15 protein-coding genes are annotated in these 12,844 nt (G+C 43.3%); 4 read left to right on the top strand and 11 right to left on the bottom strand.

The annotated features are described in order from the left end of the window. Nucleotides 1–48 precede the first annotated feature (48 nt). The 4 genes from ACN6KS_RS21780 to ACN6KS_RS21795 all read right to left on the bottom strand — a co-directional run bounded on the left by ACN6KS_RS21780 (nucleotide 49) and on the right by ACN6KS_RS21795 (nucleotide 4,612). On the bottom strand, nucleotides 49–549 hold the full coding sequence (locus ACN6KS_RS21780) for a Crp/Fnr family transcriptional regulator (protein WP_094872824.1): 501 nt from the start codon (nucleotides 547–549) through the stop codon (nucleotides 49–51). Between the two features lie 273 nt (nucleotides 550–822). Then, nucleotides 823–2,751 (bottom strand): PTS fructose transporter subunit IIABC, encoded by a 1,929-nt coding sequence (locus ACN6KS_RS21785; protein ID WP_094872826.1) that lies wholly within the window; start codon nucleotides 2,749–2,751, stop codon nucleotides 823–825. Between the two features lie 38 nt (nucleotides 2,752–2,789). Continuing rightward, on the bottom strand, nucleotides 2,790–3,701 hold the full coding sequence (pfkB, locus tag ACN6KS_RS21790; protein ID WP_341135414.1) for a 1-phosphofructokinase: 912 nt from the start codon (nucleotides 3,699–3,701) through the stop codon (nucleotides 2,790–2,792). Between the two features lie 146 nt (nucleotides 3,702–3,847). Continuing rightward, nucleotides 3,848–4,612, bottom strand: a complete 765-nt coding sequence (locus tag ACN6KS_RS21795; protein WP_094872829.1) for a DeoR/GlpR family DNA-binding transcription regulator — start codon at nucleotides 4,610–4,612, stop codon at nucleotides 3,848–3,850. Nucleotides 4,613–4,930: 318 nt separating this feature from the next. Here ACN6KS_RS21795 and ACN6KS_RS21800 point away from each other — a divergent pair, with 318 nt between their 5' ends. Both ACN6KS_RS21800 and ACN6KS_RS21805 read left to right on the top strand, forming a co-directional pair. Further along, nucleotides 4,931–5,218: a hypothetical protein gene (locus ACN6KS_RS21800; protein WP_094872831.1), complete on the top strand. Its 288-nt coding sequence runs from the start codon at nucleotides 4,931–4,933 to the stop codon at nucleotides 5,216–5,218. Between the two features lie 198 nt (nucleotides 5,219–5,416). Further along, the gene (locus ACN6KS_RS21805) at nucleotides 5,417–6,526 is read left to right on the top strand and encodes an AI-2E family transporter (protein WP_094872833.1); all 1,110 of its coding nucleotides are present in this window, start codon (nucleotides 5,417–5,419) and stop codon (nucleotides 6,524–6,526) included. A 92-nt stretch (nucleotides 6,527–6,618) separates the two neighbouring features. Here ACN6KS_RS21805 and ACN6KS_RS21810 read toward each other — a convergent pair whose 3' ends face one another. The 3 genes from ACN6KS_RS21810 to rnhA are packed head-to-tail and all read right to left on the bottom strand — an operon-like array spanning nucleotide 6,619 to nucleotide 8,430. Then, a complete protein-coding gene (locus ACN6KS_RS21810) occupies nucleotides 6,619–7,023 on the bottom strand; it encodes a hypothetical protein (protein WP_042190609.1) in 405 nt (134 codons plus the stop codon). 31 nt (nucleotides 7,024–7,054) lie between these two features. Beyond that, a complete protein-coding gene (gene ung, locus ACN6KS_RS21815) occupies nucleotides 7,055–7,723 on the bottom strand; it encodes a uracil-DNA glycosylase (protein WP_440960460.1) in 669 nt (222 codons plus the stop codon). Between the two features lie 44 nt (nucleotides 7,724–7,767). Continuing rightward, nucleotides 7,768–8,430: a ribonuclease H gene (gene rnhA, locus ACN6KS_RS21820; protein ID WP_440960461.1), complete on the bottom strand. Its 663-nt coding sequence runs from the start codon at nucleotides 8,428–8,430 to the stop codon at nucleotides 7,768–7,770. A 309-nt stretch (nucleotides 8,431–8,739) separates the two neighbouring features. On the opposite strand from rnhA, the gene ACN6KS_RS21825 reads away from it, so the two are divergent. After that, complete coding sequence (locus tag ACN6KS_RS21825; RefSeq protein ID WP_440960462.1) at nucleotides 8,740–9,312, top strand: hypothetical protein; 573 nt, start codon at nucleotides 8,740–8,742, stop codon at nucleotides 9,310–9,312. Nucleotides 9,313–9,398: 86 nt separating this feature from the next. Here the strand turns inward: ACN6KS_RS21825 and ACN6KS_RS21830 are convergent, their stop codons facing one another. The 4 genes from ACN6KS_RS21830 to ACN6KS_RS21845 all read right to left on the bottom strand — a co-directional run bounded on the left by ACN6KS_RS21830 (nucleotide 9,399) and on the right by ACN6KS_RS21845 (nucleotide 12,379). Beyond that, on the bottom strand, nucleotides 9,399–9,971 hold the full coding sequence (locus tag ACN6KS_RS21830) for a type 1 glutamine amidotransferase family protein (RefSeq protein WP_094877921.1): 573 nt from the start codon (nucleotides 9,969–9,971) through the stop codon (nucleotides 9,399–9,401). After that, nucleotides 9,972–11,084, bottom strand: coding sequence for a DNA alkylation repair protein (locus ACN6KS_RS21835; protein WP_440960463.1), 1,113 nt, complete (start codon nucleotides 11,082–11,084; stop codon nucleotides 9,972–9,974). An 88-nt stretch (nucleotides 11,085–11,172) separates the two neighbouring features. Beyond that, a complete protein-coding gene (locus ACN6KS_RS21840) occupies nucleotides 11,173–11,832 on the bottom strand; it encodes a hypothetical protein (protein WP_440960464.1) in 660 nt (219 codons plus the stop codon). Nucleotides 11,833–11,848: 16 nt separating this feature from the next. Further along, nucleotides 11,849–12,379 carry a hypothetical protein gene (locus ACN6KS_RS21845; RefSeq protein ID WP_094872844.1) on the bottom strand — a complete coding sequence of 177 codons (531 nt, stop codon included), beginning with the start codon at nucleotides 12,377–12,379 and terminating at the stop codon, nucleotides 11,849–11,851. Nucleotides 12,380–12,567: 188 nt separating this feature from the next. On the opposite strand from ACN6KS_RS21845, the gene ACN6KS_RS21850 reads away from it, so the two are divergent. Beyond that, nucleotides 12,568–12,786: a hypothetical protein gene (locus tag ACN6KS_RS21850; protein ID WP_094872846.1), complete on the top strand. Its 219-nt coding sequence runs from the start codon at nucleotides 12,568–12,570 to the stop codon at nucleotides 12,784–12,786. The last annotated feature ends 58 nt before the right edge of the window (nucleotides 12,787–12,844 follow it).

The following is a 12,844-nucleotide window of genomic DNA, read 5'->3' on the forward strand; positions in this document are numbered from 1 at the left end:
CACGGAGATCCACTACTCTAAACACTTCACTATAAAAATAGGCAGGAATCACTCCACGGTACGCAACAAACGATTGACTGTTTCGCGTCTCACACCGATCAATTGCCCAATTTCCTCCTGTGTCAAAAGCTCTGTTAGTGCTGCGCCATGAGAGTAGTCATTGAACCAGCGGGTTAACAGTTCCATACGTTCTGCGGGTGTTCCAACCGTAAGGTGATCTAGCCGAGTCTGCATAAAACGCACCTTCTCTTGAAGCAACATAGCGATTTCCATCGCTCGACCTGGCTCATCCCGTACCTGTTGATACCATTCCGCTGAAGGAACTGCCTCCACCTCGCTCTTCATCATCGCAACCGCTGTTCCATGCGCCTCCTTTGGCGAAATGAGTGAATGATGGGGAACCATCTCACCAGGATACAAGATGTTGAACAACACCATGTTCCCATTTTCATGAAGCCTTGTTACCTTGAACAGCCCACTTTTCACCTTATATAAGAATTCGCAGCTGTCCCCTTGACGGAACAAGACTTCCCCCTTGTGCAGTATCATCTCGCTCGCTCCTTTGCCCTCTTGTTATATATATATTTTCAATTATACAAAAATAAACCTCAATGAAGGAGATTATTCTCGCAAGGGCTGAGGGCATCGTGGTCAACGTTTAGGTAAGAAGAATCGCCTTCGGCTTCTTCTTAGGGACGATGATCGTTTCTGCAAAAATAGAAGAATAGTTTTTAGCGTATGCATAAAAATTCTTATATTTCAAAAAACTGCCGAGTACCAGAAGAAGCGTCTGGCACCCAGCAGTTCAAATTATTTATTTTATTACTTTGCCTCAAGAGGTTTCTTCCATAATCCGAGCATTAATCCGGAAATAACAGATCCGATCAGAACGGCCAGTAGGAACAACAACGCATGACTCGAAAGCGCGGCTACAAAGATCCCACCATGCGGTGCTGGAACGTTGATATTCCAAAACTGAGTGAGACCACCAGCTACGGCTGAACCTAAGATACAAGAAGTCAGAACACGCAGTGGATCGGCAGCGGCGAATGGAATCGCCCCTTCTGTAATGAACGATAAGCCCAATACATAGTTTGTTAACCCTGATTTACGTTCTGATTCTGTAAATTTATTCTTGAAGAAGGTAGTAGCAAGGGCTATTGCAAGTGGAGGAACCATACCGCCTGCCATTACAGCCGCCATCATAAATCCGTTAGTATTTCCACTGGTAGTGAATACCCCGATGGCAAAAGTGTAGGCCGCTTTATTGAAAGGACCTCCCATATCAATAGCCATCATTCCACCAAGAACCAGACCCAGAATTACTGCATTAACCGTTCCAAGATCGTTAAGCCAATTAATGAGCCCTACGTTCATCCAGCTAAAGATCGGATCGAACAGGTAATACATCAATCCACCGGTAATTAATAGACCAAATACCGGATATAACAGAATCGGCTTTAATCCGTCGAGCGTTTTTGGCAGACCCGCAAACACTTTGCGCAGACCGATAACAACGTAACCAGCCAAGAAACCTGCAGCCAGACCGCCGAGGAATCCAGCATTGGAATTCAAGGCCATATAACCGCCAACCATACCTGGCATCAGAGCTGGACGGTCACCGATACTAATCGCAATAAATCCAGCAAGAACCGGAATTAGGAAATGGAAGGCACCATCACCGCCACCAATCGTCTGCAGCAGCTGGAATAGAGGGTGATTCTCTCCACCAACTTGTTCAATCAGGAAGGAGATCGCCAGCAGAATACCACCGCCGACTACAAACGGCAGCATGTGGGAGATACCATTCATCAAGTCCTTGTATATTTTACTGCCGATACTGCCTGATTTCTCTTTGGACTCTCCTTCATTACCACTACGACCTTCATTATGGTAAATCGGTGCATCGCCGTTCATTGCTTTGCGAATGAGCTCTTCCGATTTGCGAATACCGTCACTAACCGGTCTTTGCAGTACTGGCTTGCCATCAAAACGAGCCATTTCCACTTGTTTATCTGCTGCCACAATTACACCACTTGCACGCCGAATCTCATCGGGTGTTAAGATGTTTTTGGCACCTTCTGAACCATTTGTCTCTACACGGATATTAACTCCCATTTCCAGAGCCTTCTTCTTGAGCGCATCTTCAGCCATAAAGGTATGCGCAATTCCAGTAGGACAAGCAGTAACAGCTACGACGAATGCTTGGGAATCTGGGTTGCCGACGATTAGCTTTTCAGGTTCTGACTTCTTGGCAGCTTCAGCAGCTTCGCTCTCTTTCTCCTTGGCTTCCCCTTCGGCCTGCTTCGCATCGAACAAGGCGGATACCTCATCTGGAGTTCGGGTATTCATCAGCTGTTCAATGAACTCACTATCGATCAACAGCCTGGACAGCGAGGCCAATGTACGAAGATGCATGTTGCCCGCTCCTTCTGGGGCGGCAATCATAAAGAAGATCCGAGCCGGTTCATCATCAAGTGATTCGAATTCCACGCCCGTCGCACTTTTGGCAAACACAACTGTCGCTTCATTCACCGCTTTAGTCTTGGCATGTGGCATTGCGATACCGCCACCAATCCCAGTACTGGACTGCTCTTCACGCTTCAGGATCATCTCTTTAAATAGAACAGGATCATTGATACGACCACTTGCGGCAAGACTGGCAATCAATTCATCAATTGCTCCTTCTTTAGTGGTTGCTTTTAAATCCATAATCATTGTTTCTTTTATCATCAAATCCGTAATTCTCATTTCTTCCAACTCCCTTGAGTACTTTGAATGCTGTTAGCTTACACTTCTGAGATGTTGATCAGCGGTCTCAGTTGCTCAATGAATTCTCTATCTGCCAGGTCATCAGAGAAAGCTGTTGCGCTGCCTGAGGCAACACCTGCACGGAAAGCTTCCATTAAATCTCCAGTCAAAGAAAATGTGCCAACGAATCCAGCGATCATAGAATCGCCTGCGCCTACAGAATTTTTTACTGCTCCTTTTGGAGCATTGGCGTGGTATACCCCCTGTTCCGTAATGAACAAGGCACCTTCACCAGCCATTGAAACTAACACATGCTTCGCGCCAGCTTCGAGCAGCTTACGACCATAAGTAATAATTTCTTCCTTAGTCTCTATCGTAACGCCGAATAGCTCTGCAAGCTCATGATGATTAGGCTTAACGAGCAACGGCTGATGAGGAAGTGCCTTTTTTAGCGCTGAACCTGTAGTATCAATGACAAATTCGGCCTCTCTTTGCTTGCATACAGATATCAACCTGTCATAGAAATCAGCACCCAGTGAAGGAGGAACACTTCCGGACAATATCACAACATCACCTGCATTCAGAACAGCCATCTTCTGTAATAATGCCTCTGCCTCCGTATCTCGGATGACAGGCCCTGCACCATTAATCTCCGTTTCCTCTCCATGCTTAAGCTTGATATTAATTCGGGTATCATCAGAAACAAATACAAAATCACTTGAAATCGACTCTTTCCGCAACCATTCCTCAATATATCGTCCAGTGAATCCACCAAGGAAGCCTATAGCTTTATTCTGAACCTCAAGCTGATTTAACACGCGTGATACGTTGATCCCTTTACCTCCAGGAAGCTTCAAATCACGTTTCATCCGGTTCAAGCCACCTAGTCTCAAATCTTCAACTTCCACGATGTAATCGATGGAAGGATTAAGCGTTACTGTATAGATCATAATTATCCCTCAATTATTTTGGTTTTCTAAGCCATAGATTACCGGCTAAACATGCGGCAAATGTAATTTCTCCAAACGATCTTACAATGATTCCATACCACTCAAATTAAAACATTTTCTAACCGTAGAACAGCCTCCACCTAGGGTCATACCAGCGAGAAATCCACACCCATTTGCGTAATCTCACGGATGAACTTGTCAGATGCACCAGAATCAATAATGCAGTGATCCATTTCCGTCACGTCGGCAACCTTACAGAAGGATACTTGACCGAGCTTGCTATGATCAGCCAGAAGAATTACTTGCTTTGCAACCGAGATCATCTTACGCTTGGTCGCTGCTTCAAGCATATTAGGTGTAGTGATTCCTTCTCTTAAGTCTAATCCGTTGGTTGCAAGAAATGTTTTATCCACTCTTACCATCTCTAAAGAGCGCTCAGTCATCGGTCCTACAAAAGCCAATGTATCCGGTCGCAACATTCCGCCTGTAATTGAGACTTCTATATTGCGACAATCCCGCAGTTCATTAAGCGCCATAATTGAATTCGTAATGACTTTTATATTAGAAAAAGCCCTCAGCTCTTTAGCAATCTGAAGCGTTGTGGTTCCAGCATCCAGCAGAATAGCATCGCCTTCCTGAATCATCTCTACAGCCTTGCGTGCTATCCTCTGCTTCTCATCCAACAATCGATCTTCCTTATCTGGATAAGCCGCCTCAAAGTTAACGCTCTGCAGGGATACTGCACCCCCGTGCGTTCGTTTCAGCAACTTGGCTTCTTCAAGCTCTTTCAGGTCACGGCGCACAGTAGACTCCGATACGCCCAGTTCCTGACTTAGCTCCTGTACCGAAGCTCTTGAATTCTTTTCCACAAATAGCACGATTCTTTGTTTTCTTTCTTCCTCAAACAACATCGTGGTTCGCTCCTTTTATTTACAGTGCTGTCCCATTTATTAAATGCGCTTATCTTTGGAATTTCATGACCATTATTTGATTATATATGACTGTTATTGATCATTTGTGCTCGTTTATGATTTTAACAGCGTTTTCATCATCTGTAAAGCGCTTTAACATTAAAAATGATGCTTCGGGAAAATGTAATAAATGGAATGATTTCATCCTACGTCCAAGGTGAAACAGGCCCATTAGAAAATTACATACCAATTGCCTATCTCATCACTGGAGTTTAAAACATATTAATACTACATATAGGAAAAAGCGGGTGATCAGAAATGGCCAACGGAAGAAACAACAAAAAAATGGGCGGTAACAGCAACACTAAGCGTAATGGAAATAGTAGTGGAAATAACAACGGGAACGGCACTAGTGAGGAAAATGCAGAATTAAGCGCTGAAGATTATGAAATCATTGCTGCCGCACTGGCCACTTTAGGGGAATTTTTTGCTTTTTTATCTCTCGTCAAGGCGAGACAAGTTACGAAGGAAACCGGAGGCGAAATTGAAGTGCCAGAAATATTCACCCTATCCACAAAGAAACCTTCTAGACGGAAGTTAAGATAATCTACGAAGCCCCCAAGAATCGAAATGATGATGTTATGGTTATGAGTTGTGACCTCTTACTTGGCGTAGCCTTAGCCATATGAACACCCTCCACGGATATGCCAAGAACTACCTAAAGGGGAGTAAAGCACATTTTTGAATCAAGACATGTGAATTAGGGTTATTAAACTACATAGATTATTATTTTAAACTTGGGGGATGTTCCTATTGCAACAACAGAAATATTTTCGGACAAGTCTTGCTATTATCGCTTTTTTACTTATTTTGTACTTGGGCTCCAAAGTAATGTTTCTATTCGCACCACTGGCTGCCATTATCAGATTATTACTCGTTCCTATGGTACTATCAGGTTTCATGTACTACTTGTTACGACCTTTAGTAAGGCTTCTTGAGAAAAGAAAATTAAACAGGGCCTTCTCCATCCTGCTCATTTATTTCCTGTTTGCCGGATTGTTTATCCTCTTCTGGATTTTAGTCTGGCCGACGCTGCAAGAACAAATTCAGAACTTTATTGATAACACTCCTTATCTCGTTGAGGGACTACAGGATCAGTTCAATGCATTAAAGGATAATCCGACATTGTCACGGTTTTTCCAAGGGGACTCCGACATAGCTGCCCGTATATCAGAATATCTTAGCGAGGCTATTACTTGGGTGACCAATTCGATGTCTAATTTGATCGGCGTAGTTTCCAGCATTGTTATTCTAATCGCTACCTTGCCCATCATTCTGTATTACATGCTAAAAGATGACTATAAGCTATCACCAAAACTACAAGGCTTAATCCCTAGAAAATACCGTAAGGAAGGTAAAGAGATGTTCGGGGATATCGACAGCGCACTGAGCAGTTTCATTGTCACACGCGTGGTGCTAAACGTCGTACTCGGTATTATGTTGTATATCGGTTTCCTTATCATAGGTCTCCCTTATTCGCTATTGCTGGCAATCATTTCAATACCGCTCAATTTCATTCCTTATGTGGGTTCTTTCCTTGCGGGAGTACCCGTAGTTATTGTTGGATTCATTGAATCACCCACGATGGCGATATGGTCGCTGGTCGTCATATTCATTGCACAGCAAATCCAAGATAATGTACTCTCACCGATCATTTACGGCAAATCATTAGATGTGCATCCACTGACCACGGTCCTTCTTGTTCTTATAGGTGGGGATTTTTACGGTATTATTGGTGTGCTTATTGCGCTGCCCGTTTATATGATTGCCAAAATAATTTTTTTACGAGTGTATGAGATTATTGTTGCAGATCGAGAGGAAGAGGCTGAGCCTCTCAAGCATGAGAATCTATAGCACTTACGACGGAATGAAGTTCCATTAATAAAAAAAGGTACGTCTCCGATTAGAGATGTACCTTTTTGTGCTTCTTTATAGGATTACTGAAATTAACCTCGTAAGGAACGAACTACAAATATGTGATTGCCTTTCATAAGGTTCTGTCCATCTTGAAGTGTAACTGAACCTTTGGTATGCGAAATGATGGTCGTATTCAGAGCAATCAGCCGATCTTCTTTCCAGACACTTACAGCCGATTTAAAATATACTGCATTATCAAATTGCTGCCGTTCCCTCATCACATAACCCACAGAATGCAAGACTGGAGGCAGTGCTCTTTCTCTAGGAGCCAAAGCTTTGATGACCACAATATCCCGAAATGGCACAGCAATTTCCTGATGACCGATGACCGCTACAGAAGCGGAAAGATCCCATTTGCGCAGAATGCCTTTCATGATCGTGTAAGGTTCGTCGCCGCAGTACATGATAACCGGTTTACCAACCCAATGCTTCATAGCTCCCTCCCCCTTCCCAACATCCCATTAGCTATAAGTCCGAAATGAACCAATCGATCCCTTTCATTCCCTTCGACTCCCAAAACTGATTAACCTTCGAAAAAGGTCGACTACCGAAAAATCCACGATACGACGAAAGCGGGCTCGGATGTGGAGATTGAATCACCTCATGACGACTTTGGTCTATGAAGGCGCCTTTTTTTTGCGAATGACTTCCCCATAAAATAAAAACTATCGGCGTAGTTCTTTCATTTAACTTCTTCATTATGGTGTCTGTGAATGTCTCCCAGCCTAGACCTTTATGAGAATTCGGCTCTCCCTCACGTACCGTTAATACCGAGTTGAGCATAAGCACTCCCTGTTCTGCCCATCCCATTAAAGAACCATGATTTGGAATCGGAACACCGATATCCTCATTTAGCTCCGTATAAATATTACGCAGAGAAGGGGGTATACGCACCCCCGGATTTACTGAGAAGCTTAAACCGTGAGCTTGTCCCGCTCCATGGTAAGGATCCTGTCCCAGAATAACGACCCGTGTCGCGCTATAAGGCGTAAGCTTTAACGCCGTAAACAATAATTCTTTTGGCGGATAGACTGTGTGTTCCTTATATTCACTATCTAGCTTAGCCATTAGCTCCAGAAAATAGGGCTTTTGCATTTCATTCTGTAATACCTCATCCCAATCGTTTCCAAACATCCCCAATTCTCCTCCTCTAGCCGAAACCCAGAGCCTTACTGCAACTATTTCCGACCATAATCTGCTTTGATTTCGCCCCACTCTTTGGTCTGCCACTTTAGCACTTTATTGTCATATGTATTGGTTTGCAACCAACGTTCTGCCCGATCAATAAGCACCCATATTTCCTCTGTTGAAGCATCGCGTGGCAAGGTTGTAGCCACCTTCTTCTGCTTTACCCATTTCATTGCATTCACAGAGTCACTGTAGACCGTTCTATTACTTCCCTCTTTCTTCAGGAGCGCCAAGGCATGCACAATCGCTAAAAATTCACCTAAATTATTAGTGCCCTTTTTAATCGGCCCACAAGAGAAAATAATATCTCCAGTTTGTGTATCCACGCCTTTGTATTCGACAGGACCCGGATTGCCACGCGTACCTACATCCACAGAAATACTGTCGTAATCGATTTCCGCTGAAGTCTCCACTGTAGCGCTTCGTTTAAAAGAATTTTTCCCCTTAGATTTAGCCGCACTGGTTGCCGATGCCCCAGTTCCCCAATTGCCTTTCCAACCTGCTTTGTAAGCCGCATCTGCTGCCGCTTTAGATTCATAAGATTTATATTTAGCTCCGGTATAATGATCCGTCTGCGCCTGACATTCTGCCCAAGTGCTATAGACTCCCGGTTGCTTGCCTTCCCATACTACATAATATTTCTGTTTAGCCATTGGTATAGCTCCTTTTCCGCCTTAACTTATTGTAATCTAAAATGCTTCTTCACCAAAAGCAGAATGTTATTTTTCGTGAATTTCTTCGAATAATTCATATTTTCCAGGTCATACTATACGCCAGAGATGTCCAGGCCTATATTACCATTTGTAGAATGATCGGTAAATATTATTGTGTCCACAAGCAGAAATACCTTCAGCGTCCCTCAAGGACGGTAAGCGTTTGTGCTTACACCACATTAATACTAACTAATCAGTCTATATTAAGCTCGTAGGATATCAGTACAATTACTCAGGGAGGTTATACAGATGAGAAAGATAGCAAGCGTAGCCGCAGTATTTGCAATTGTGCTGTTGGTCGGATGCGGAAACTCAACCAATAACAATGCCAACGTTACCCCTACCGCCACTACTACACCTGGTAACACCAATAACGCTGGCAACACTAATAACACCACTGATGCTGTAACCTCAGCGTCGGTAGTAGATAATGAAGAGGCCTTTAAAAAGGCTATCAGTGCGGACGGTACTTGGATTGCTGCTACGCTGAAAGACTTAACCTTCACCGAGGATCTCGTGCTGGACGGACAATTCACGAATAAAGATGAACCTGCTCGAAAAATCGCTCTCTACACACAAGATGCAAATCACAATATCACTAACTCTTATAAACTAACAGCACCAAAACTTACGATCAAAAGTAAAAATGCCCGTATTCAAGGCGGCACATTTATTGGTGATGTGTACGTAGAAGCGGAAGGCTTCAGCTTAGTAAATGCAACGGTTGAAGGGAATGTTTACTTCACAGATGCTAAGTATCAATCCACCTTCGACACCTCGGATCAAGGAAAAGTTACGGGTGTTACAGAAGTGAAACAATAAGGTTGTCGCTCAAGCGGAAGCAGCTACACCTCTTATATTTCAAAAAAATGCTCTCCAGTTCAATCAGACTGGAGAGCATTTTTTTATTATTCCTGATAAAATCCATTTTTAAAAAAGTGATACCATCCATCAACTTTTTCTAATGGCATTACCTTTAACTTCTTCAAGATTTCCCTTGTAAATTCCAATGCCGCCGTACCATTTGCAGTAATGATATCGTCACTGGAAACGGTCTGTTTTTCTAAAAAATTTGCCTGTCCTTTATAATTAGGAGCGAACTCTTTTAAGTAATCTAATGAATTTCCAGTGTGAGGAATGTTATCTAAATATCCATGTTCTGCCAAAAAGGTTGATGCATCGCATATAGCAGCTATAGGAGTTCTATTCTGTATACAACTTTCAATCACTGGAGTAATCGCTGAATTATCTTTCCAGCCCGTACCCCCAATTAAAATTAACATTTCAAACTGGGAGGGGATATTGTCTAGATGATAATCTGGAATAACAGTAAATCCGCCCATAGATTGTACATTGTCGCTATTTAAAGAAACTGTCTTCACTTTGTATTCACTTTCTGGCTTGTTTAGTTCGGCACTTATATAGCCAGCTTCCCAATCCGCATATCCATTAGAAATAAAAATCAATACTTCTTTTTTCATTTACTGCCCCCCCTCAAGTTTCAACAACGTATCTGCAACTTCCCGCCCGTTAACCAACAATACAATCCGATGTTCCCCGGGATAATGACGACGAGTGGTTAAATTCGCCCAACGATGCGTCCGTTTACCTGACAGAATTGTACCCCCAGGTACTGTTTTATCCGAAAGTAAGAAAGATTTACGAGAGGTTCGACCTGTAGCCTTCACGAAATAGATGCCATATTCTATTCGAACACGGGCAGGAGTTCCTTCACAAACTTGAAGTTTGTATTGTAATTCAGAGTCTTCTCCAATTCGCAATAGGGTAGGATCAATCGTGATAGAAGCACTCGTTATTAGGGGTGTTGCTTCATCTGTTTGCTCTGCATATCCGAATAAAGCCATAATCTCCGGATTCGCTTTACGGATTAAAGAACGACAACCATGCCGCACAATCCAGTCCGTGAGGGCATTTGTCCCTATCCAGCGTCGAGCGGTTTCAAGCACCACCTCGGGGTGATCCTTCGCAATGTCGTTCAAATTGTTGGCTACACTCTTGCGCACATATAGGGAAGAATCCGCCTTAAGCTGCTCAAGTACAGGCAGCACCGGGGCTGGATCAAGCTTAAACATCGGGAGCGCCTGTCCCCATGGCAGACGAGGGCGACAACCCTCACTTGCTAACCGGCGCACATGCTCATCGGGATGTTTGGACCATACTAGCATTTGCGCCATCATCCGCTCCGGTTCACGCAAGAGAAAGGGTCTAACTGCAAACTCTGCTGACGACTTTGGTGTGAACCTTTCCAGCGCCTGCATAGATAGCTCCCAATGCTCAGCCCCTTGACCAAATACCTCTACAAAATCCGGAAAGATCAAGTATGGAAATCCCACACAATCCTCAGTAATAGCGGTCAAAATCGCCAGCGCATCCTCATAAGGAAGCTGTAAATGATTTCCCAATGTCTCTGTAATCCGCCGCATCCTTGCCTTCAGTTCGAGTGTTTCCCAAGGTTCCGTCATAGCCGACATCACAAACGCATCTGTGTCAAATACACTATGTACACTGCGAATCTTTTCGCCGAAATGATGCAGAAATTGTTCATTGTACATTGCTTTTAAAGGTTCAGCCATGGTGTATCCCTCTTTTTCTTCTATAGATCATCAGATTTAATCTGTAATGGAATCGTAGCACACCCAATTTGACAACTGTATGTCAACTTCAGCCGCTCCCTAAATTAAGAATATCAACCTGCCTTGTCTTGAGATTAATAATGCGACTTCTCGTATCATTGCTCGAAATATAAATAGGTTCTCCGGTAGCGTCAATCCAATAAGAGATGGGAATCGAGATGCCACAATTTCGGTAAGATCCGTCCGCATGGCTTGTCCCCATAATCATCGTGTTATATTTCACGGCAATTCTAGTGGCTTCCTCGATCCATAATGCAAACTGTTCTTCACTGAACATGCCTACCCCAATCGGATGCGCGATGAAATCCAACGACTCTGCTTGCCCCTCCAAACCAACGTATCCTTGCAGCAGTTCCACACATAGCAAATAACCAAACCTGAGACCTTCCGTTTCCACTATAGACGGGCGATACAGCTGTTTATCCATCGGAGATTTGGCTCGTTCCAAAATGATGTCCCCGGAAGGATGAATGATTAGCGCTCTATCCTTATTATTACTGTTCCTATATCCTGTAATAATTAGCTTGTTATACGTTTTGGCTAGTTCACATAAGGTCCTCACACTGGCTTCATCTGCAACATAACCTTCCGGATACAACACCGCGTCAAAAGAATCCGGTTCTTTTAGTTCCTTCAAAAGCTGCTCCAAATGGGGCTCATGATTGGGTTGAGCTACAAGTAATCTCATATTTCCCCTCCAACGGTTAATTAATTAGCACCTTCACCTGTTCTAAGCTTTGCTCTGCACGACTGTTCAAAGCTCTCTTATCTTTAAGGCCAAGCTCCTTAAGCTCATGTCCAGGGTCAATGACCATCGGCTGTGAAATTACATTTTCGAGGATTTGTACAGCAACTTTGCAGGCCCCAAATAACAGCTCCTTTGAGATCACTTGTTTATGGGAGCCAATAATTCCAACCAGTTTCTCTGTGTAGATCAATCTAACCAGGCTATCCGCACTCATCATATTCCTCGAGGCAAAAGAAGATACCCTCTCCACAATCCAGCTGTCTTGATAGTTTCTCGATAAAGCGTCAAGTGCATTAATTGCATCCCAATCTCGGATCGACAACTGCCCGGCGTACGCCAAGGCCATTTCATTGAGCCATTCTATCTCTTGTTCTCTAGGAATTTCAAAACTCTTATATTCCTTAAGGAAACCTGCCTTATGCATATCCAAAAAATGACCCAGAAATTGTGTGTATAACTCCTTGGCTCTTTGTAGCTGTTCTGTCATTTGGCGATCATCCTTTCACTACATAAATCATATCCGTCCGCAGGTTTCTTTTCAAACCAGACCAAATTTCGCATATTTTTGACCCAAATCAAGTAATTCCTCCTCAAAATCATCCGCAAATCGTGGTAAAATAGTTCCTTAGGATTATTTATATTCATAATGTTGAAGATATCACCGGAGGGAATACCATGCCACATACACTTAATAAAAACATTGATTTTTTTATAGCCGCTTTATCCCAAACTTATATCACTGCCCTGCAGCTTGATCCTGATGGTATGTATTCTGAGGTAGCCTCAGGAATTGTTGAACAGTTCTCCGATAAACAAGTACGGCTAAGAAGATATGACGGCTCTGTATCACACTATGCTAGGGACAATACAAAATTCCAGCGCAATAAAGGTTAGGCGAGAATGCATGCCAAAAAGACGTGACTGGAGAAATCATCTACAATGATCTTTCCTT

It is taken from the genome of Paenibacillus nitricinens (assembly GCF_052056485.1).
GTDB lineage: Bacteria > Bacillota > Bacilli > Paenibacillales > Paenibacillaceae > Paenibacillus_AQ > Paenibacillus_AQ nitricinens.

What these genes read in the sequence shown, in the direction of transcription:
- ACN6KS_RS21780 (WP_094872824.1), bottom strand. Translation starts at nt 549, where the DNA reads ATGATACTGCACAAGGGGGAAGTCTTGTTCCGTCAAGGGGACAGCTGC.
- ACN6KS_RS21785 (WP_094872826.1), bottom strand. Translation starts at nt 2,751, where the DNA reads ATGAGAATTACGGATTTGATGATAAAAGAAACAATGATTATGGATTTA.
- pfkB (WP_341135414.1), bottom strand. Translation starts at nt 3,701, where the DNA reads ATGATCTATACAGTAACGCTTAATCCTTCCATCGATTACATCGTGGAA.
- ACN6KS_RS21795 (WP_094872829.1), bottom strand. Translation starts at nt 4,612, where the DNA reads ATGTTGTTTGAGGAAGAAAGAAAACAAAGAATCGTGCTATTTGTGGAA.
- ACN6KS_RS21800 (WP_094872831.1), top strand. Translation starts at nt 4,931, where the DNA reads ATGGCCAACGGAAGAAACAACAAAAAAATGGGCGGTAACAGCAACACT.
- ACN6KS_RS21805 (WP_094872833.1), top strand. Translation starts at nt 5,417, where the DNA reads ATGTTCCTATTGCAACAACAGAAATATTTTCGGACAAGTCTTGCTATT.
- ACN6KS_RS21810 (WP_042190609.1), bottom strand. Translation starts at nt 7,023, where the DNA reads ATGAAGCATTGGGTTGGTAAACCGGTTATCATGTACTGCGGCGACGAA.
- ung (WP_440960460.1), bottom strand. Translation starts at nt 7,723, where the DNA reads ATGTTTGGAAACGATTGGGATGAGGTATTACAGAATGAAATGCAAAAG.
- rnhA (WP_440960461.1), bottom strand. Translation starts at nt 8,430, where the DNA reads ATGGCTAAACAGAAATATTATGTAGTATGGGAAGGCAAGCAACCGGGA.
- ACN6KS_RS21825 (WP_440960462.1), top strand. Translation starts at nt 8,740, where the DNA reads ATGAGAAAGATAGCAAGCGTAGCCGCAGTATTTGCAATTGTGCTGTTG.
- ACN6KS_RS21830 (WP_094877921.1), bottom strand. Translation starts at nt 9,971, where the DNA reads ATGAAAAAAGAAGTATTGATTTTTATTTCTAATGGATATGCGGATTGG.
- ACN6KS_RS21835 (WP_440960463.1), bottom strand. Translation starts at nt 11,084, where the DNA reads ATGGCTGAACCTTTAAAAGCAATGTACAATGAACAATTTCTGCATCAT.
- ACN6KS_RS21840 (WP_440960464.1), bottom strand. Translation starts at nt 11,832, where the DNA reads ATGAGATTACTTGTAGCTCAACCCAATCATGAGCCCCATTTGGAGCAG.
- ACN6KS_RS21845 (WP_094872844.1), bottom strand. Translation starts at nt 12,379, where the DNA reads ATGACAGAACAGCTACAAAGAGCCAAGGAGTTATACACACAATTTCTG.
- ACN6KS_RS21850 (WP_094872846.1), top strand. Translation starts at nt 12,568, where the DNA reads ATGCCACATACACTTAATAAAAACATTGATTTTTTTATAGCCGCTTTA.